Origin of the sequence: Saccharicrinis aurantiacus (assembly GCF_947489045.1) — a bacterium.
GTDB classification, from domain to species: Bacteria; Bacteroidota; Bacteroidia; order Bacteroidales; family Marinilabiliaceae; genus Saccharicrinis; species Saccharicrinis aurantiacus.
On sequence record NZ_CANLCN010000006.1, the window covers coordinates 112,431 to 133,162 of the forward strand.

Sequence of the window (20,732 nt, forward strand, 5' to 3'; positions counted from 1 at the left end):
TTTGATTAAAATCTTATAAAGTCCCTTTAGTTGAGGGAAGTGTATTGTTAAAAACATCTTTTCTGATGGCCATTTTTATCGCTCTAGCTAAAGCTTTAAAGATGCCTTCTATTTTGTGATGTTCATTATCTCCATCGGCTTCAATGCGCAAATTAGAAAGCGAAGCATCAGAAAAGCTTTTAAAGAAATGTAGGAACATCTCTGTTGGCATGTCACCTACCTTCTCTCTTTTGAACTCTACATCCCAGATGAGCCATGGGCGACCACCAAAATCTAGCGCTACTAATGCTTTGCAATCATCCATTGGCAGACAAAATCCGTAACGTTCAATTCCTCTTTTATCGCCTAATGCATCCTTAAAAGCCTGACCGAGTGCCAAGGCTGTATCTTCAATAGTATGGTGCTCATCAATGTGTAAATCTCCTTTTACTTTGATACTTAAATCACAGCTTGCATGTTTGCCTATTTGTTCAAGCATATGATCAAAGAAGTTCAGGCCTGTTGATATATCACATTTGCCTGTTCCATCTAAGTTGAGTTTAATATCGATATCGGTTTCAGATGTAGTGCGCTTTACTTGTGCAGTGCGTTCTTTAGCAAAGAGGAATGCACATATTTTGTCCCAATCATCAGAAATCAGCCCACAACTGTCAGTGAGGTTGGCTTCTTTTATTTTTTCAGCATTACCTTCCTGAGCAATAAAAATACCCTTAGCGCCAAGGTTTTGTGCTAAAATAATATCCGTAATTCTATCTCCAATTACAAAGGAGTTTTTAAGATCATATTCCTCCTTATTAAAATACTTTGTAAGTAGTCCGGTTTCAGGTTTGCGGGTTGGAGCATTATCCTCAGGGAAAGATTTATCAATGAAAATTTCATCAAATATAATACCTTCTCCTTCAAGTGTTTTAAGCATTTTATTTTGTGCAGGCCAGAATGTATCTTCAGGGAATGAATCAGTTCCTAAGCCATCTTGGTTGGTGACCATCACTAATTCAAAATCGAGCTTATCAGCAATTTTTTGTAAGTTAGAAATTGCTTTAGGGTAGAACTCTAATTTTTCCAAGCTGTCCACCTGAAAGTCAACAGGAGGTTCGTTAATTATCGTTCCGTCTCTATCTATGAAAAGTACTCTCTTTAAACTCATAAGTTTCTTTTTAGCTGTTGTATTTCTTTAAAGCATCAAGTAACGATGCATTTTCACTTTCTGATCCGATGGTTATTCTTAAACATCCTTCGCAAAGTGATACGGTTGATCTATTTCTGATAATGATTCCTTGTTCAACTAAAAAATCATAAATAGCTAAAGGTTTCTCTGTTTTAATTAACAGGTAATTGGCGTCAGAAGGGTATATCTTTTCAACAAAAGAAAACTGGCTAAGATTCTCTTTTAAGATTTCTTTTTCATTATTTAAAATGTTCACCCACTCGTCTTTGGCTTCAGGATTTTGTAATAAATCAAAGGCCTTTTGTTGCGTAAGAATATTAATGTTGTAAGGGTATTTGATGTGATTAAACACACTCACAATTTCTGGCGAAGCGAAAGCCATTCCTAAGCGAATACCTGCCATACCCCATGCTTTACTAAAGGTTTGCAGGATAATTAAATTAGGATATTTACTCAGTTCTGGTAAAAAGCTTTTTTCTGGAACAAAATCAATGTAGGCTTCATCTAAAATGGTGATTCCATTAAATTCATTGAGGATTCTTTCAATATCCTTTTTCTTAAAACTATTCCCTGTTGGATTGTTGGGCGAGCAAATGAAAAGTAATTTAGTATTTGAATCTGTAGCCTTTAATAATGCATCAACATCTAACTCGAATTCAGAAGTCAGTTTTACCTTTTTTACAGCAATATTATTGATGTCGGCAGCCACTTGATACATACCATATGTTGGATCAATAGATACTATATTATCAACTCCAGGTTCGCAAAAAGCACGGAAAGATAAATCGATAGGTTCATCGCTTCCATTGCCTAAAAATAGCGAATTGCTAGAGATATTCTTAAGCTCTGCTATTTTGGCTTTCAACTTGCGTTGATAGGGATCTGGATATCTATTGTAAGGGTCATTAAATGGATTTTCATTGGCATCTAAAAAGATGGCCTCTACACCGCTATATTCATCGCGTGCGGATGAATATGGTTTAAGCGACTTTATATTTGGTCGAACCAACTGTTCTAGTGTTCTCATGGCAAGTTATTTATTTTTCAATGCTTCTAAACGAATGGTAACTGCATTTTTGTGGGCATCAAGCTGTTCTGCAGCAGCCATAATTTCTATGGATGGGCCAATGTTTTTTAGGCCAGCAGGTGAAATTTTTTGAAAGGTAATTTTCTTTACATAACTATCTAAATTCACACCGCTATAAGCTCGTGCATAACCATGCGTAGGCAAAGTGTGGTTGGTTCCTGAAGCATAATCACCAGCACTTTCGGGGGTGTAGTTTCCAATAAATACAGAGCCTGCATTGGTAATTTTGTTGGCAACTTCATCATCATCGCGCATCGCAATAATTAGATGTTCAGGAGCATATTGATTGGTTATCTCAATCATTTCATTTTTATCCTTTAATAGGATAATCCTACTATTTAGTAGGGCCTTTTCAGCAATTTCTTTTCTAGGTAATTGGTTCAATTGCTTTGTAAGTTCTTCCTGAACCTCAACAATTACTTTTTTACTATCAGTAATTAATATTACCTGACTGTCTACACCGTGTTCAGCTTGGCTTAATAAATCAGAAGCAATAAACGAAGGTATGCAACTTTCGTCGGCCATTACCTCCACCTCAGAAGGACCGGCTGGCATATCAATGGCAACATCTTTTAAACTTACCAATTGTTTTGCTGCGGTTACATAGCTATTCCCAGGTCCAAAAATCTTATCAACTTTTGTAATTGATTCGGTTCCGTATGCCATAGCTCCAATGGCCTGAACTCCTCCTAATTTGTATATACTTTTTATACCGATAAGCGAAGCAGTGTAAAGTATTGCTGGATTTATTTCGCCTTCTTTATTTGGAGGTGTACACAAAACTATTTCTTTACAACCGGCTATAATTGCGGGTACTGCAAGCATAAGTACAGTTGAGAAAAGTGGCGCTGTTCCGCCAGGAATATATAAACCTACTTTTTCTATAGCAACACTTTTCTGACGACAAACTACGCCAGGGCAAGTTTCAATTATCTTTTCAGAAGAAATTTGTGCCTCATGAAACTTCTCAATATTTAATTTAGCCTTGTAAATAGCTTCTTTTAAAACAGAACCTACTTCTAGGCATGCTTTATCAGTTTCTGTTTTAGAAACCAATAGATGATCGGCCGCATAGCCATCAAATTTCTTTGAATAGGCTTTGGCTGCTTTATCGCCATTCTGTTTTATATCTGATAATATTGATTGAACTGTTTCATACAAGTTACTTAAATCGTTCTCTGGACGTTCAAGTAACTGAGACCATTCGTTTTTCTGTGGATATTCAAATACCTGCATATGAATCTTTAGTTGTGTTGAGTAAAGTAAAGGCAATAACATATTGATTTGTTTTTGCCCTTACTTATGTGTTTTATTATAATATCATTTTCTCAATAGGGAAAGTGATAATGCCCTCTGCACCGTTTTCTTTTAATTTGCCAATAATCTCCCAAAATTTCTTTTCTGAAATTACCGAATGAATCGAGCTCCATCCTTCCTCTGCCAAAGGCAAAACTGTAGGACTCTTCATACCTGGTAGAATACTAACAATCTCATCAACTTTATCGTTTGGCGCATTTAATAATATGTATTTATTAGAGTTTGCTGTCATTACCGCATTTAAGCGAAATAATAATTCATCTAATAAGGCCTGCTTCTCTGTTGATAAATTATCGGCTTTTACAAGCAAAGCTTCTGATTGCATAACAACTTCAACCTCCTTAAGGCTGTTGGCAACTAATGTACTACCAGAACTAACAATGTCAAATATACCGTCAGCTAAACCAATTCCAGGAGCAATTTCAACAGATCCTGTAATTTCATGTATATCTGCATCAATTCCTTCTTTATCGAAATACTTTTGGAGTATTACCGGATATGATGTGGCTATTTTTTTATTTTGGAAATGCTTTTTACCTGTATATTCTTCTGATTTAGGAATAGCTAATGAAATTCTACACTTACTAAATCCAAGGCGTTTTGCAACAGCTATGTCAAAGTCTTTTTCCGCAACTTCATTTTCTCCTACAACACCAAGATCGGCAACGCCATCAGCAATTGTTTGTGGGATATCATCGTCGCGTAAGAATAATACTTCGATTGGAAAGGAAGGTGATTGAGCTACTAGTTTTCCGCTACCAATATTAAATTTAATACCTGCTTCTTTTAATAACTTCATTGAATCATCATGAAGTCTTCCTTTTTTCTGTAATGCAATTCTAAGTTTTTCCATTTCTCGTTCTTTTTATCAAATAGGTTGGATACCTAATTATTTCTGGTCAATTCTAATATTTTAAACAAAAAAAGAGGGCTTAACCAAACGGTAAGCCCTCTTAAATATCATGATACACAGTCACGGCTCCCATTTATGGTAGTTTATAAAGATGCCCGTGATGATGTGTGATGTATGTCATTGTTTCTATTATTTGCATACAAATGTATGTGTTATTTTTAAACATCCAAGCAAATGAATGATAAATAATAGTTAATTTAAAAGATTTTTGCACTGTTTAGTATCAGATTATAAAAGAACCATATTGCATTTTGATTGTTTGATATTCTAAGAAAACTAGAAGTATTAATTAATTCGGATGTTGGGGTCTTATTTAGAATGATTATAAATGATAAAATAACGGCCTTGTTGTTAAAACTTTCTAGTGCGATAAAATGTTAAAATATCTATATTCAGCATCGGAATATCTAATTTTCTGATAGCTATGTTAATAGCCTTTTATTAGGCTATTGTTGTGAAATATAGTTTAGGGTTAGTTAAGGTTCAAATAAGAAATTAAAATATAAAAATATAACTAATGAGTTCTGATAAGCAAAAGAGTGAGATGAGTGAAAATCAGAAAGATTCTCGTAGAGCTTTCCTACGTAAACTTGGTTTAGTAGGGGGTGCTGCTTCAACTGGAGCAATTGCTTCGGGATTTAAATATTCAGATAGCAATCAAGGCGAATACGTTAAGGTAATGACTTCAGATCATGTGATGGTTGAAGTACCAAAAACTCAGATGCAAGCTGTTAAATTAGATACAGAAGCTTTGCAGTCAAGAGGACGTGTTGGTATTAAAGGTAAGCGTTGGGTTATGGTTATTGACCTTGCCAAATGTAGAAATGCTAGGGAGTGTATTAAAGGGTGCCAAAAGCATCATCACCTGCACCCATATCAATTCCATATCAACACCTTGGTAATGCAGGATAGTCCTAAGTCGGCACCTTACAATATGCCTAAACCATGTATGCATTGCGATAATGCACCGTGTGTTTCAGTTTGTCCTGTTGATGCTACATTTAAGCGTCAAGACGGTATTGTACTAATTGATAACGAGCGTTGTATTGGTTGTAGATTCTGTATGGCAGCTTGTCCTTATTCAGTGCGTATCTTCAATTGGGAAGAGCCTTTCCATGCTGAGATGTACAAGGAGCAACCAATGGAATATGATATTGAAGCTAATATCCCACAGAAGAAAGGTACAGTTAGTAAATGTGTATTTAGTGCCGATTGCCTCAGAGAAGGTGATTTACCAACTTGCGTTAGCTCTTGTCCGAATGGGGTATTTTATTTCGGTGATGAGAACGAAGATGCAGTTACTAATGGTACAACAAAAGAAACTGTTGTATTAAGTGAGCTTCTTGAGAAGAAAGCAGGTTATAGACTTATGGAAGAGTTAGGAACTAAGCCAAGAGTGTATTATCTGCCTCCAAAAGATAGAGTTTTTGATACTCCAGAGAAACCAGATAATCATCATAGCTAATAAACTTAAACTTTAATTTTATGTCGGGAGAGAAGTTCAGACTAAATAAAACAAAGCTCGATAAAATTGCCACCGATGTTCTGAGGCCTGTTGGTTTTACAAGGGGTTTCCATAATTGGATGGCATTTTTAACCGTAGCTTTAGTAGCTTGCCTTTATGCTTATTATATCCAGTTTGATAAAGGTCTTATTGTTACAGGCATGAGAGATATGGTAAGTTGGGGTATGTATATTGCCAACTTCGTATTTTTTGTAGCCACTGCCTTAGTTGGTATGTTAATCAGTGGGGTTTGTGGTCTGTTAGGCTACAAGTGGATTAAGCCTGTTTCAAGGATTGCAGAAATGATCGCAGTTTCCTTTGCCGCTGTGGCAGGGCTTGTGATCGTATCAGACATGGGGCGTCCAGAGCGATTGCTAAATGTTTTCTTATACGGTAGGGTACAATCACCAATTCTTTGGGATGTTACTGTTGTTACAACTTACCTTGTAATCAGTTCACTATTATATCTACTACCATTAATTCCGGATTTAGCAATTGCTAGAGGTAGGGATAATAAAATGCCGAAATGGCAAAGTATGGTTTACGAACTATTGTCATTTAAGTGGACACATCATCCAAAACAATATAAATTATTATTTAAATCCATACGAATACTTACAGTATTGGTAATACCAACTGCGTTTGCTATTCACACGGTTACATCTTGGTTAATGGCTGTAACGCCACGTGCAGGTTGGGATAGTACAGTGTTTGGGCCCTATTTCTTAACTGGTGCCTTCGTAACAGGTATGGCTGCATTGGTTATTGCAGTATTTGTAATTCGAAATTCATATAGATTACGCGAGTATTTAAATGATGATGTTTTTGATAAGATGGGTAAGTTATTACAACTCGTTTGTGTAGTTTATTTCTATTTTAACTTAAATGAGTTTTTGGTTCCGGCTTATAAAATGAAAGGTGCTGATGCCATTCATATTCACGAATTATTTGTAGGGAAACATGCTATAATGTTTTGGTTTACTCAACTAGCCGGATTAATATTACCAATCTTTTTATTGTTATGGAAAAAGATGCGTAGCCCAATTAACTTAATGGTGATATCTCTGTTTGTTTTGGTTGCTGCTTGGTTTAAAAGGTATATCATTGTGATCCCAACAATGGAACATCCTTTCTTACCAGTACAAAATTTGCCGCATGAGTGGGTGGTTTATCAACCAACAGTTATTGAGACTGCTGTAACAGTTGGGTCTATTCTTATGGCTGTGATGATTTTTTCAGTGTTAGCCAAATTATTCCCGGTAATTCCTATTTGGGAAATGGCAGAAGAGCATGTTGAAGATAAAGAGAACAAAACCCATTAATAAAGAATTTATGAAGAATTATATATTACTAATTATCGGTTTTGTAATTTCTACAGGGGTTTATGCTCAAGGAGAATGGATTGTTCCTGCCGATAAAAAAGGAAAATTGAGTACCGTAACCTTCTCGCCAAGCATGGAGAAACTAGGTGCAGATATTTTTAAAAATAACTGTGTAAGTTGTCATGGTACGCCGGGGCAGAATAATCCTATTCCACTTATGCCATCTCCTGGAGATCCTGCAGGTTCAAAGTTTAGTGATAATACTGATGGAGAGCTGTATTATAAGATACAAGAGGGAAGAGTGACAATGCCATCTTTTAAGAGTGCATTAAGTGCTACAGATACTTGGAACGTGATTGCTTATATCCGCAGTTTTCATAAAGGGTATAAACAAGAAGTTGCTGCTAAGGTAGAAACGAATATCCCAGAAGGTGCGACTTTGGCTATGGATTTATCCTATGATGCTGACGCAAAAAAAGTATTGGTTAAGGTAATTGCTAACAATGAAGGAAAACAAATTCCTGTAGCAGGAGTAGATGTTAAGATTGTAGCCAAGAGATATTTTGGTCAATTGCCAATCGGAGAGCCAAAAACAACTGACGGCAATGGTATTGCTAATATCGATTGGAACGATGAGCTTCCTGGAGATTCAATTGGTAATGTTGCATTAACAGCTAGTTTTGTTGATACTGAGAATTATGGCGATTTAACTGTAGCAAAAGATTTAAAAATTGCAGTTGCCACTAATAAACCAGCTTTGAATGCAGAACGAGCCATGTGGAATACTGTTAAAAAAGCACCACTTTGGATCTTGTTTTCATATTTAGGTGGTGTCATTACCGTTTGGTTCTTTATTATTTACGTTGCACTATCATTAAAAAAGATATTTGCTTTAGGTAAGGATGAGGTATCGGATGAAGAGCAAGTAATCTATTAGAAAATATTTATGAATATTCTTTATTTACTAGTCGGAGTAAGCTTATTTGCAGCCCTATTTTTTTTAGGGCTTTTTGTATGGGCAGTAAAATCTGGACAGTATGAAGATACATATACACCTTCAGTTCGGATTTTATTCGATGATGACAATGAGTCGGTCAGCAGTACTGAAGAGCAAAAGACAAAAACAGATAAATAACAAACCATATTGAGTAACAATAATGGAAATACAAAAATTTAAATACGACAATGCAACGGTTAAGAATTTTATTCTTGCCACTCTCGTTTGGGGAGTAGTTGCTTTAATTGTTGGGCTTTTGGCTGCATTGCAGTTGGCATACCCACAATTTAATTTTGGCCTTGAGTATACCACTTTTGGTAGAGTAAGACCAGTACATACTAATGCTGTAATTTTTGCATTTATCGGAAATGCAATGTTTGCGGGAATTTATTATTCCTTGCAGCGTGTTTTAAAGGCAAGATTATTCAACGATTGGATTAGTAAAATTCATTTTTGGAGTTGGCAGCTTGTTATCGTTTTGGCAGCAGTTACTTTATTAGCTGGTTTTACAACAGGTAAGGAATATGCTGAGTTAGAGTGGCCCATTGATATCTTAATAGCAATATCTTGGGTGCTTTTTGGATGGAATATGATTGGAACCATTGTAAAGCGTAGGGTGAAACATATTTATGCTGCGGTATGGTGGTATTTGGCAACCTTCTTAGGTGTTGCTATTCTTCATATTGTAAATTCATTGAGTATTCCAGTTTCACTAGTAAAAAGTTATCCAATATTTGCAGGTGCACAAGATGCATTGGTACAATGGTGGTATGGTCATAATGCAGTAGCATTCTTCTTAACTACGCCATGGCTTGGTTTAATGTACTACTATCTACCAAAGGCCTCAAATCGTCCTATTTATTCGTATCAGTTATCCATTATACATTTTTGGACATTGATATTCTTATATATGTGGACAGGTCCTCACCACCTTCTTTATAGTGCTTTACCTGATTGGTTACAGGCGCTAGGGGTTACATTCTCGATCATGCTTATTGCACCTTCGTGGGGTGGTATGGTTAATGGATTATTAACATTGCGTGGCGCATGGGATAAGGTGAGAGATAGAGCTGACCTGAAGTTTATTGTAGTGGCATTAATTGCCTACGGTATGGCTACTTTCGAAGGCCCAATGATGTCATTAAAATCGGTAAACGCAATTAGTCACTTTACAGATTGGACTATTGCACATACGCATATTGCCGGAATGGGCTGGAATGGCGGATTAATATTCGGTATGTTCTATTGGTTAGTTCCTAAGTTATTTAAAACAAAATTATATTCTGAGAAATTAGCCAACGCACATTTCTGGATTGGTACATTGGGTATTCTGTTGTTTGCAATCCCACTATATTGGGCAGCCATTACACAATGGTTAATGCTTAAAGAATATACGGATGCAGGTGGCTTGGCTTATCCAAATTTCCTTGAAACAACGATACAAATATTACCATTATACGCCTTTAGAATTGTAGGTGGTGTATTATTCTTCGCAGGTTTCTTAATGTTCTTATTTAATATGATAAAAACATTTGCGATGGGTGAAATTACAGCCAATGAGGAAGCAGAAGCACCAGCTCTTGTTAATCCTAGCAAGCGTGATGCATCAGGCGAAACAGTGCACCGTTGGTTAGAGCGTAGAAGTGTTCGTTTTGCCGTATTGGTTTTTGTGGCAGTGGTTATTGGTGGAGCAGTAGAAATTATTCCATTATTAAAAATAGAATCTAATGTTCCTAAAATAGAATCAGTAAAACCTTATTCGCCTCTAGAATTAGCTGGGCGCGATGTATATATTGCCAATGGTTGTTATAACTGTCACTCGCAACAAATTAGACCGCTTCGTTGGGAAACGGATAGATATGGTGAGTACAATAAAATTGGTGAGTATGTATATGATCATCCATTCCAATGGGGATCTCGTCGTACTGGGCCAGATTTATCTAGAGCAGGATATTTAGGTGATTTCTCTATTGCGGGGTCTACTACCTATAAAACGGCGATTTGGCATTACAATCACTTTATGAATCCGTTTGAGATGAATCCTCAAACGATAATGCCTGAATATAGCTGGTTGGCAGAGAATGATGTTAATCTAGATGAAATTCCTCGTAAGATTCGCGTGATGCAAATGATGGGTGTTCCGTATGATGCCGATTTTGATAAACGTGCCGTTGAGGAATATATAAAAGAAGCTAAAAAGATAGTAGCGGATTTAAAAGCTTCGGGTGTAGAAGTTGAGCCAACTAAAGAAGTAATTGCAATTATTGCGTATTTACATAAACTAGGACGCGATATATCTGTTACAGAATAAAAGAGTTTATGGGATTTGTAAGTGAAGTATTAAAAAATGTTGAAGGTCTCTATTGGTATTACTCAATAGGTATCTTCATCTTTATTGTTCTGTTCATCATTATTGCATATAAAACCATTCGCACTCCAAAGGAGGTGATGAATGAGTATAAAAATGCCATACTAGAAGATGATAACGGAACCGAGATGCGTTAATAATTAACTAAATATATAATTTATGAGCCAAGAAGTAAATATTGGAGCCAATGGTTTTCATGACGATATCGAGTCGCATGATTATGATGGCATTAAAGAGCAAAACAATCCTGCTCCGTTATGGATTACTTTATTATTTTTAGTAACAATTGGTTTCTCGTTGTTTTATACAATTCACTACTTTGGATACCCAGGTAACGGAAGAGGTCAGGATGGAGAATATGCTGCATCAGTAGCTGCTTATGAAGCCAGTCAGGCTGAGTTGAAAGAACAAAATCAGGGCAATAAACCAGAGTTGGCCATGAATGATATGGTTGCAAAAGGTAAAGAGCTTTATACTAAGAACGCTTGTATGGCCTGTCACGGTCAAAGTGGAGAAGGTAATGCAATTGGTCCTAATTTAACAGATAAGTTCTGGATTAATGGCTGCTCTGAAGCTGATATTATGAAAGTGATTAGCGAAGGTAAGCCAACCAAAGGTATGACTCCTTACAAAGCTATGATGTCTGAAGACGAAATCAAATATGTAGCCAATTACATATTACAAGAGTTAGTTGGATCATCACCAGCAAATCCTAAAGATCCGCAAGGCGAAGAATGTAAATAATATACATTTTTGATAAGAGATTTCACCCCTTTATTATTAGCTTTATGCTTTTAATAAAGGGGTGTTTTATTTTTAATTTCCCGCTAGTAATTAGTAGCTAACCAGATTGAAAAGTATGGAAAAAACATTTAGAGACAGGCCTGATAATATTGATGAAACAGGAGTGCGTAAATGGCTTAAGGTGCGCCAACCTCAAGGGAAGTGGTACAGACGTCGTACCTTGGTTTCTACATTGTTATTATTCTTTTTTATTCTAGCACCAATTGTAACTATAAATGGTCATCCGTTTATGCGTTTGGATGTGCTCAATAGGCAGTTCTATTTATTCGGACAGATTGTTTATTCGCAGGATACCAATATAATGGCCTTGGTTATGGCTAGTGTTGTTGTATTCATCGTTTTATTTACTGCAGTATTTGGTCGTATATGGTGTGGTTGGGCATGTCCGCACACTGTTTTTATGGAAGGCCTATACAGAAGAATAGAGTATCTGTTTCATGGTAATTATCGTAACAAAGAAAGAGAAGTTTCCCTTCCAATGCGAATTCTTAAATATGCATTGTATTATATTGTAACGCTGTTTTTTACCAATGTATTTATTCTTTGGTTTACGGGATTAGATTACTTACTTGAAATATGGAATAGTTCCATTGAAGAATATTGGCAAGTATACGGGGCAATGTTTGCGGTGAGTATATTTTACTTCTGGATTTATGCTTATTTGCGCGAAGGAGTCTGTACTATGTTTTGCCCTTACGGCAGAATGCAAGGTGTACTGCTAGATAAAAAGTCAATTACCGTTGCCTACGATTATAAGAGGGGAGAGCCACGCGGATCAAAAGAAGCTGGCGATTGCATCAATTGTGGAGCTTGTATTAAAGTTTGCCCAACGGGGATTGATATCAAAAATGGTAGTCAGCTCGAATGTGTTAATTGTACATCTTGTATTGATGAGTGTAATTCCGTAATGACGCGTATTGGTAAACCCGAAAACTTAATCAGGTTTACCTCACAATATCAACTAGAGACAGGTAAGAGTAGTATCAAGAATTACAGAACCTTGGGTTATGTCCTAGTTCTATCAGCCTTATTAATTACACTGATTATTGCAATCTCTAAGCGAACCGAAGTGGATACTTCGTTGTTAAGAATGCCAGGGACTTTGTATCAAGAGGTAAGTGCCGATACATTATCAAATATGTATCAATTAAAGATTATTAATAAAACACCTGAATTTAAGGATATAGAAATAAAATTACTGGAGCCAGAAGAGGGAAGCTTCTTTCTGTCTGATCATCCAGTAGAGTTAAAAGCAAGTAATAATTTTAGTGGTATCATTATTATAAAACTTGCCAAGAGTGCTATTGTTAAAAGAAGTACTAAAGTAAAAATTGGTGCTTTCGAGAATGGAAAAATGATTGATTCGGCTAGTGCGTCTTTTGTAGGGCCTAATCAGAAAAAATAAATTATATAGTAAGATGAAGTTTAGTTGGGGACATGGAGTAATAGTTTTTCTAGTGTTATTTTTCACTTGGATGGTGTCGTTTGTAATGTTTTCGTTAAAACAGAATAACGATTTAGTAACTAAGGATTACTATAAGCAAGGGGCTGAGTTTTCTAATCATATGGAAATTCAAAAGAGATCTTATTCATTAAAAGATAGTGTCTCAATAAAGAATCAAGAGGGTCATGTTTTGTTTGCCTTCGCAGAGGTTTGCCCTGAGTTAAAAGGAGAGAAGCAAATCTATTTTTATCGTGCTTCGGACAAGAAAGACGATTTAAAGCTCGATGTGCCAGCAGGTGATGCACAGTTTTTAGTGGATAAGAGTCAGCTAAAACACGGCAGATATAATGTAACTGTATCTTGGGAATACAACCAAGAGCCTTACGAGGTTACTAAAGATTTTTTCGTTAGATAATTATGGATATTGTATTATCAGGATTTGTACTCGGTTTAATGGGTAGTTTCCATTGTGCGGGTATGTGCGGGCCAATAGCCTTGGCTTTGCCTTTAAACGGGAATAATAATGCCGTTAAAGTCACAGGTGGGGTTTTGTATAATCTTGGCCGCAGTGTTACCTATGCGCTTATGGGTGCAGTTTTCGGATTAGTGGGGCAAGGACTTTCATTGGTTGGATTTCAGAAATGGGTATCCGTTGCAATGGGTGTTTTAATGATTATATCAGTATTAGTGCCCTCGCTATTTAAAAAGGTGAATTCAGGAAAAATACCATTCGCGGGAGCTGTTCGCAAGGGCATTCAACGTCTATTTGCAAAGAAATCGTTCGGAGGCTTATTTTTTATTGGCCTATTGAATGGCCTATTGCCATGTGGTTTGGTTTACGTAGCTATTGCCGGCGCCATTGGTGCAGGAGGAGTTGCAGAAGGCGCCCTATTTATGTTGTTATTTGGTTTAGGTACGCTGCCCTTAATGTTGGCTATTTCTATATTGGGTAATATGATGAGCCTTTCTGTTCGTAATAAAATGAATAAAGTGATCCCTGTAATGGTTGTGGTAATCGGACTTATTTTTGTGTTGCGAGGTTTAAGTTTGGGTATTCCTTATTTAAGTCCACCCGAGAGTAAATTATCACCAGCAGCCCATTCCCAAGTAGATACTAAGGAAGCTGTTGATAACTCTTGTTGTCATTAATTGAAAAGATCATTAGAATTTAGATAATAGAAATTAGTCTGATTCGCAGCTTGCTTGTGATTAACCAAAACCACTAATCGCCTTATAAAAGTATTAAATGAATAAATGCGTACACTGTGGTGCCGATTGTGGCAAACATCCCATTGAGAAAAATGGAAATCTATTTTGTTGTAACGGATGCCAAACGGTATTCGAGATGCTTAATGGCAGCGAAATGCAGCAGTATTACGAGTTTGAACAACAGCCCGGTATTCGCTTAAATGAAGTGCCGCATCAAAATAAATACGCCTATCTCGATAACGACGAGGTTAAAGAAAAGCTATACGATTTCTTCGATAATGGCATTGCCAAAGTCACTTTCTATATACCAACTATTCACTGTGCATCGTGTATTTGGTTGCTCGAGCATTTAAATAAGCTGAACGAAGGCGTTAAGTATGGCGCGGTAAACTTCGTAAAGAAAACCTATACTGTAAGTTTCGATACAGAGCAAATCAGTCTGCGCCAATTGGTGGAACTATTGGTATCTATTCATTATATCCCCGATATTTCATTGCAAGATATTGACGGAAAAGAACACGGAAGCAAGCAGAATAAAAGCCTCATTTATAAAATTGGAGTAGCAGGTTTTGTTTTCGGAAATGTGATGCTTTACAGTTTGCCCGAGTATTTTAATGGCGAAGCTGTCGATGGTAGTTTTGGAGTATTCCTATACTACCTGATGTACGTTCTTACCATTCCTTTGGTATTTTATAGCGGAAGCGATTACCTTATTTCAGCATTTAAAAATCTCCGTAAAGGAATCGTAAATATCGATTTACCCATTGCCATTGGTATATTGGCGCTTTTTGCCGTTACTTCCTACGAAGTACTTTTAGGCATAGGCCCAGGTTATTCCGATAGCTTAAGTGGCTTCCTCTTTTTTCTATTATTAGGGCGTTGGTACCAAAGCAAAACCTATCAGGCCTTGGCTTTCGATAGAGATTACAAATCGTATTTTCCGGTGGCAGTTACTCGAATTACCGATGAGGTTGAAGAGAGTGTGCTTTTAAAAAATATTGAAGTAGGGAATCAACTTTTAATCCGAAATAAGGAACTCATACCTGCAGACTCTGTTCTCGTAAGTGGAAATGCACTGATCGACTATAGTTTTGTAACCGGAGAGTCAGTTCCTGTTATTAAAAAGAAAGACGATTTTTTATATGCCGGTGGTATACAAACCGGCGGAGCCATTGTGGTTAAAATTGATAAAGAAGTTGAGCAAAGTCACCTTACCCAACTTTGGAATCAAAGCGAAAAGCAGGCGAAAAGCAAGCGCAGCCTTACGTCTATTATCGATCGAATAAGCGGACGATTTACCATTGCTGTAATTATTATTGCCGTGGCAGGCTTCAGCTATTGGATGCTTCAAGCCGATTTTAAAACAGCACTTATGGTATTAACCTCAGTGCTTATTGTAGCGTGTCCCTGCGCCCTTGCGCTATCGCTGCCTTTTACCTTTGGTAGTGCCATGCGAGTATTGGGCCAAAAGGGCATGTATCTTAAAAATATCGATGTTATTGAAAAACTCACCACTATTGATACCATTGTTTTCGATAAAACCGGAACGCTTACCAAGCCCGAGGAAAGCAGCGTTAAGTTCGTGGGCAATCCTTTAACAGATCATGAGCTCAATATGGTGTTGGCTCTTGCAAAACAATCAACCCATCCTTTGAGTGCAGCTGTTGCGGCCAACTATTCGCCCGCAGAAGCTCTTCAAACCATTGGATTTACTGAAATAGCCGGACGTGGTTTGTTTGCTACCATTAATCAAATGCCTATAAAATTGGGTTCATTAGAATATGTTAGTGGCGAAGCTGAAGCGGTACAGCAAGAAAATTCGGCTGTGTATATCTCTATAAATAATCAACTGCGCGGTTACTTTAAAGTAAGCAACCAGTATCGCGAAGGCATTGAAGAGGTAATTGCAGCTCTTAAATCAAAGTACGATTTATACCTGCTATCGGGAGATAACGATGGCGAGAAAGAAAACCTGCTAAGCTATTTCGAATCAGATAAGATACGTTTTAATCAAAAGCCGCAAGACAAGCAAAACTTCATACTTCAACTGAAAGAAGAGGGTAGGCGAGTGCTCATGACTGGCGATGGACTAAACGACTCCGGAGCCTTCTTAAGTAGCGATGTGGCATTATCCTTAGCCGACGATATTTACCATTTTTCGCCTGCTGGCGATGCCATTCTCGAAGCCAAACACTTTAGTCGTCTGCACCAGTTTGTGCGTTACGCACAAAAGAGTTTGCGCATTGTAAAGCAAAGTTTTATTATTTCAATATGTTATAATTTTATTGGTTTGGCATTCGCCATAAGCGGAAATTTATCGCCCGTAGTAGCAGCTATTTTAATGCCCGTAAGTTCTATAACAGTAGTGGTATTCACTACTTTTTCAACGCGTTGGGCAGGGAAGAAGATATAGGTTCTTTAAGACAAAAGTATCAGGTATCAAGTAGCAAGACTCTTTACATCTTTAAAGTATATCGCCTCAATCAGTATTGGATATAAGTACTCATCTTTTTATCTTGATACTTGATACTTGATACTTGATACTTGATACTTGATACTTGATACTTGATACTTGATACTTGATACTCAAAAATAAGCTCTCCCTCAGCACTTGTCCTTACACAATATCTTTTTACATTTGCTGCAAACAAAATAGCATCCCATGACAATCAAAAATCATATCCCAAATTTTATAACCAGCCTTAATGTATTATGCGGAGCACTAGCGGCTTTCGCGGGCTTTCAGGGTTTATTGCCCCAGGCTGCCATTCTAATTTTCTTGGCTTCACTTTTCGATTTTTCCGATGGACTTGCAGCCCGTGCTCTTAAGGCCTATTCGCCAATGGGCAAGGAACTCGATTCATTGGCCGATATGCTTAGTTTCGGATTTGCCCCAATGGTATTGCTGCACATGATGCTGAAGTACATTCTGCTAGGAAGCTTCTCTGCCGATACCCTAGCTGCCCAGCCTACTCAAATAGCTATTATCTTGTCTCCCTTTTTAGTGACTGTTTTTTCGGCCTTGCGATTGGCTAAATTTAATGTAGATACCCGCCAAAGCGAAAGCTTCATCGGGTTAACCACCACCGCAACAGGCTTGTTTTTGTCTGCTTTAGCTTATGATTTTACTAATGGCGATGGATGGTTGCACACACTTATTCACAATCAATGGTTGCTATTGGCTTTTGTGCCCGTATTCAGTTTTCTATTGGTTTCCGAAATACCTATGTTCTCGCTCAAATTCAAAAACCTCTCTCTAAAAGATAATGTTGATAAGTATTTACTTTTGGCCGTGAGTCTCTTCTTTTTAATCACCAACGGAGTAGGCGGAATAGCCATTACCATTGCCCTATACGTTCTTTTTTCTCTTGTAAAACTATTGTTTAAAAGGTAGGGTGTGCCCCTGCGGGTCGCACTTTCCGCTGTATCTTTGTTTCGCCATAATGGGCTCACAAAGGATGCCGCTGCAATTGCTCACACAAGAACCTGCAGTGGGGTTTATTGGGGTTTGTGGTGATTGCAAAAAAAGAGTGCAGCTTCCTTATCTTAAAACTGAAAGCCAATAAAGAACCAAATATTATTCACAAAAAAATGGCGGTTTACTGTTGAATCGCCTAGTTTAGTTTCTTCAAGCGGGTTCAGGTAAAACCTAAAAGGGAGTTCAAAATAATAGTAAAGACCTTTCACTTTAAATAGATTGGTATCTCTATACCCAACGCTGAAGCCCAAAGTTGGTGAGAAGTGCTCAACAGATTCGTCTAACTCAGTGTGTTCATAATAATCATTAACATAGCCTCCAAGAGCGCCAGCATAAATACCTTTATATACGGGTATATTGTAAATCAAGTCATAGCTTTTAAGTAAACCACGTACATTATGGCCATCAACGGCATTTGCAAAATTACTCGATAAGTGTTTTTCTGTTGCCTTTATGTTATTATATACAAACCTTAGCATGTGCTGGTTTTTAAACCTTAGTCCAATTTCTCCACTAAAATTCTGAAATTGATTAAATGCCATTTCGCCTAATCCATAAGCTATAAAGTAGTTAATGGCGCAGCTATCCCGTGTTGTTTTATTATTACTAAGATCTTGCTTTCCCTGTGTTTTCTGTTGACATACAACATTGATAAGGCAGAAACACAAAACTAATATTGATACTATCTTCTTCATAATTAAGGTTTATTCAAAAGTATATGTACCAATATATCAAAATCATAAATACTTTGCATTGATTGGGGGTATTACTTAATTTTCAGTATGAAGTATTAAGACCAAAAGCGCCTCGTCATGGCAAAGCCTTAATATTGTTTCTTTCCTTGCTTAAGCTACAGAACGAGTCCTCGCGTTGCTAGCGCGAGCTTTTAGCTCGTGACTACAGAATAATTTCAACTCTAATCATGTTAAATTCATTGCCTTGCTCGCGCGGACTAAACGCAGCGTAATCCGTGAAACATTTATATTGAAAGACTATCTGTTATAAACCCTTACTTTTTATTTCAATGGCTAACTTCTTTTAAATGTAAATCCTTAATCCTTTACTTAACGCTTATTGCACGGATTAGAAATCCGTGCGAACGTGGGCTTAAATAGCTTGCAAACAGTCTTATAAAACAGAAGCCGCATTACTTAAATGTGGCTTTGTTATTTATTTAAAAGGTACGAGTTGCAAACTCGCACCAGCATGGTGTTATTTTATAAAACCTTATACTTAAGGTTTATTAAATCCCTCTTGTGTTGATACCTTATGTAAATCTTCTAAAGCATTTATAAATTTATCCTTACTTATTAAATCCCAGTCTTTGTATTTGATTACTTTTCTTAATCCTAAACCCGTTAATTCGATATTTTGAGTTTTATATTTTTTATCAAAAGGCCTTTTTTCTTCCATTATATTTTCAACAGAACTAAGTTCATTCATCATATTTATCCATACTTGCCTTTCTCCTCTCATATGTACCAAAGAGAAGGTAGTGTTTTCATAAGTGAAAAGAGTATGTATTTCCAGAAGACTATATTTACTATAAAGAGGTTTAAAATATAGCTCAAATTCAATGTCAGTTTTTAATTCTTCTGGTATTCTATAAAAGAATTTGAATTGAGCTTTTGCTTCCCAATATCCGGCAAAAAATATAGAAGAACTTAGCGTTAGCGAAATTAAATTACCAATAAATAGGATTAATAAAAACAAAAAGATAGTCTCTCCAAAAGATTGCGTATCATAAGTAGCAATAACAGTTAATAATGCAATTACTGATGTGGCTCCTATTCCAACTACTTTAAACAACTTACCAATGGTATACTTATTTAAATTATAATATTCTCTCTTATTGAGTAGTCGTTTTTTATCATCCATTTAACTTAGTTTTTTACAAAGTCATATAGATGCGTATTAAAAATTAAATATGCAAATATCAATTCACTTGTTTAAGCTGTAGTCATCTAACGTGCATAGATTACAAATTTGCACGAACGGGTATATCACCACCTCTCAATTCTCTTGTTTTACCTCAGCAATAAGTTTATAGCTAATTAACAAACAGGTGTTTGTGTTTAGTCACAATTTTGTCACGCTTAATTTTTGTTTTTGCATCATAAATATGTTTAGTTTGCCTATAACTATAATATGTATTAATGATTCAATTTGTATTCAATACCTAATCTATTTAAACATGACTAAGAAGCAAAAAATTGTATTGGCCTTTGCGCTCTCACTTATTACTACGCTTGTAACCTGCCTAGCAAGAGGCTATTTATATTATAATGGCTACGGAGGTTTTCAATTCGCCATACTGGTGCATTTTATAAGTTACTTTGGTTTAGTAATACTAATTATGCGAACATTGGGAAATGGGGTGTCAAAAAAAGCACTTTTTATTTCTTGTTTATTGGGTTTTACTATACTTGAATTACCCGTATTGCTTATGAATTTTCAAGCAACAATATATGCTTTACCCGATTTTCTAACGGGTATATTGGCTTGCATTTTGGCCTATACAGTGTGTAATAAAAAAATAAGTGTTCAGCTTATTAGCTTTTTGGGAGGATTGGTACTGGCCTTATTTATGTTCTTTGAGGGATACAATATGTTTTGTAATAAGATAGCCTATGGCTCTTATACTGGTAAAATTGAAACAAGAGAAGGGGCAAACAATTTTAGCTTGCTCAATAAAAATGGCGAATTACTAGATACAGATGCATTACGTGGCAAATATGTTGTGTTAGATTTTTGGCATTCGCATTGTGGTATGTGCTTTAGGTTATTTCCTGAATTTGAGAACTTGTATAGAGATTTTGCTCAAGCTGATAATGTAGTTTTTTATTCGGTAAATAGAATGTTAGATAGCGAAACAAACCAAACTGCATTTGATATAATATCTGACTTAGGCTATACCTTTAATACGCTTGTTGCAGAGCCAAGTAATCCTATATTCGAGATTCTTAGAGTGCAGACATATCCAACACTGGTTATTTTAAACCCGGAAGGGAAACATGTATTTAGCGGTGATAGTAAATATGCACGCAGATATTTAACTAACGAAATTTAGTATTATTCTATTCATAAAAAAGCAGGAATACCTAGTGGTGTTCCTGCTTTG

Annotated in this window: 19 protein-coding genes; 13 read left to right on the forward strand and 6 right to left on the reverse strand. The window is 36.5% G+C overall.

The window, feature by feature from the left end:
• Window positions 1-13 precede the first annotated feature (13 nt).
• Genes hisB through hisG form a run of 4 tightly spaced genes read right to left on the reverse strand, consistent with a single transcriptional unit; the run spans window position 14 to window position 4,425 of the window.
• Window positions 14-1,147, reverse strand: coding sequence for a bifunctional histidinol-phosphatase/imidazoleglycerol-phosphate dehydratase HisB (gene hisB, locus QMO11_RS08885; protein ID WP_282036955.1), 1,134 nt, complete (start codon window positions 1,145-1,147; stop codon window positions 14-16).
• Window positions 1,148-1,157: 10 nt separating this feature from the next.
• A complete protein-coding gene (gene hisC / locus QMO11_RS08890; RefSeq protein WP_282036956.1) occupies window positions 1,158-2,195 on the reverse strand; it encodes a histidinol-phosphate transaminase in 1,038 nt (345 codons plus the stop codon).
• A gap of 6 nt (window positions 2,196-2,201) precedes the next feature.
• Window positions 2,202-3,533, reverse strand: a complete 1,332-nt coding sequence (gene hisD, locus QMO11_RS08895; RefSeq protein ID WP_282036957.1) for a histidinol dehydrogenase — start codon at window positions 3,531-3,533, stop codon at window positions 2,202-2,204.
• A gap of 34 nt (window positions 3,534-3,567) precedes the next feature.
• Window positions 3,568-4,425, reverse strand: coding sequence for an ATP phosphoribosyltransferase (gene hisG / locus QMO11_RS08900; protein ID WP_068474602.1), 858 nt, complete (start codon window positions 4,423-4,425; stop codon window positions 3,568-3,570).
• A 577-nt stretch (window positions 4,426-5,002) separates the two neighbouring features.
• On the opposite strand from hisG, the gene QMO11_RS08905 reads away from it, so the two are divergent.
• The 12 genes from QMO11_RS08905 (at window position 5,003) to QMO11_RS08960 (ending at window position 17,527) form a co-directional block, all read left to right on the forward strand.
• On the forward strand, window positions 5,003-5,950 hold the full coding sequence (locus tag QMO11_RS08905) for a 4Fe-4S dicluster domain-containing protein (RefSeq protein WP_071792537.1): 948 nt from the start codon (window positions 5,003-5,005) through the stop codon (window positions 5,948-5,950).
• Between the two features lie 20 nt (window positions 5,951-5,970).
• Window positions 5,971-7,311, forward strand: a complete 1,341-nt coding sequence (gene nrfD, locus QMO11_RS08910; protein WP_282036958.1) for an NrfD/PsrC family molybdoenzyme membrane anchor subunit — start codon at window positions 5,971-5,973, stop codon at window positions 7,309-7,311.
• A 10-nt stretch (window positions 7,312-7,321) separates the two neighbouring features.
• The gene (locus tag QMO11_RS08915; protein ID WP_282036959.1) at window positions 7,322-8,248 is read left to right on the forward strand and encodes a c-type cytochrome; all 927 of its coding nucleotides are present in this window, start codon (window positions 7,322-7,324) and stop codon (window positions 8,246-8,248) included.
• A gap of 9 nt (window positions 8,249-8,257) precedes the next feature.
• Window positions 8,258-8,446 carry a cbb3-type cytochrome oxidase assembly protein CcoS gene (gene ccoS / locus QMO11_RS08920; RefSeq protein WP_282036960.1) on the forward strand — a complete coding sequence of 63 codons (189 nt, stop codon included), beginning with the start codon at window positions 8,258-8,260 and terminating at the stop codon, window positions 8,444-8,446.
• Window positions 8,447-8,468: 22 nt separating this feature from the next.
• Window positions 8,469-10,619: a cytochrome-c oxidase, cbb3-type subunit I gene (ccoN, locus tag QMO11_RS08925; RefSeq protein ID WP_282036961.1), complete on the forward strand. Its 2,151-nt coding sequence runs from the start codon at window positions 8,469-8,471 to the stop codon at window positions 10,617-10,619.
• 8 nt (window positions 10,620-10,627) lie between these two features.
• Complete coding sequence (locus tag QMO11_RS08930; protein ID WP_282036962.1) at window positions 10,628-10,813, forward strand: hypothetical protein; 186 nt, start codon at window positions 10,628-10,630, stop codon at window positions 10,811-10,813.
• 22 nt (window positions 10,814-10,835) lie between these two features.
• Window positions 10,836-11,420 (forward strand): cbb3-type cytochrome c oxidase N-terminal domain-containing protein, encoded by a 585-nt coding sequence (locus QMO11_RS08935; protein ID WP_068474580.1) that lies wholly within the window; start codon window positions 10,836-10,838, stop codon window positions 11,418-11,420.
• A gap of 115 nt (window positions 11,421-11,535) precedes the next feature.
• The gene (gene ccoG, locus QMO11_RS08940; protein WP_282036963.1) at window positions 11,536-12,885 is read left to right on the forward strand and encodes a cytochrome c oxidase accessory protein CcoG; all 1,350 of its coding nucleotides are present in this window, start codon (window positions 11,536-11,538) and stop codon (window positions 12,883-12,885) included.
• A 13-nt stretch (window positions 12,886-12,898) separates the two neighbouring features.
• Window positions 12,899-13,339: a FixH family protein gene (locus tag QMO11_RS08945; RefSeq protein WP_282036964.1), complete on the forward strand. Its 441-nt coding sequence runs from the start codon at window positions 12,899-12,901 to the stop codon at window positions 13,337-13,339.
• Window positions 13,340-13,341: 2 nt separating this feature from the next.
• The gene (locus QMO11_RS08950; RefSeq protein WP_282036965.1) at window positions 13,342-14,073 is read left to right on the forward strand and encodes a sulfite exporter TauE/SafE family protein; all 732 of its coding nucleotides are present in this window, start codon (window positions 13,342-13,344) and stop codon (window positions 14,071-14,073) included.
• A 97-nt stretch (window positions 14,074-14,170) separates the two neighbouring features.
• Window positions 14,171-16,546: a heavy metal translocating P-type ATPase gene (locus QMO11_RS08955; protein WP_282036966.1), complete on the forward strand. Its 2,376-nt coding sequence runs from the start codon at window positions 14,171-14,173 to the stop codon at window positions 16,544-16,546.
• Window positions 16,547-16,795: 249 nt separating this feature from the next.
• Window positions 16,796-17,527 (forward strand): CDP-alcohol phosphatidyltransferase family protein, encoded by a 732-nt coding sequence (locus QMO11_RS08960; RefSeq protein WP_282036967.1) that lies wholly within the window; start codon window positions 16,796-16,798, stop codon window positions 17,525-17,527.
• A gap of 152 nt (window positions 17,528-17,679) precedes the next feature.
• Here QMO11_RS08960 and QMO11_RS08965 read toward each other — a convergent pair whose 3' ends face one another.
• Both QMO11_RS08965 and QMO11_RS08970 read right to left on the reverse strand, forming a co-directional pair.
• Window positions 17,680-18,306 (reverse strand): hypothetical protein, encoded by a 627-nt coding sequence (locus tag QMO11_RS08965; RefSeq protein ID WP_282036969.1) that lies wholly within the window; start codon window positions 18,304-18,306, stop codon window positions 17,680-17,682.
• A 538-nt stretch (window positions 18,307-18,844) separates the two neighbouring features.
• The gene (locus tag QMO11_RS08970; RefSeq protein WP_282036970.1) at window positions 18,845-19,489 is read right to left on the reverse strand and encodes a hypothetical protein; all 645 of its coding nucleotides are present in this window, start codon (window positions 19,487-19,489) and stop codon (window positions 18,845-18,847) included.
• Window positions 19,490-19,805: 316 nt separating this feature from the next.
• Here QMO11_RS08970 and QMO11_RS08975 point away from each other — a divergent pair, with 316 nt between their 5' ends.
• Window positions 19,806-20,681 (forward strand): peroxiredoxin family protein, encoded by an 876-nt coding sequence (locus tag QMO11_RS08975; protein ID WP_282036971.1) that lies wholly within the window; start codon window positions 19,806-19,808, stop codon window positions 20,679-20,681.
• The last annotated feature ends 51 nt before the right edge of the window (window positions 20,682-20,732 follow it).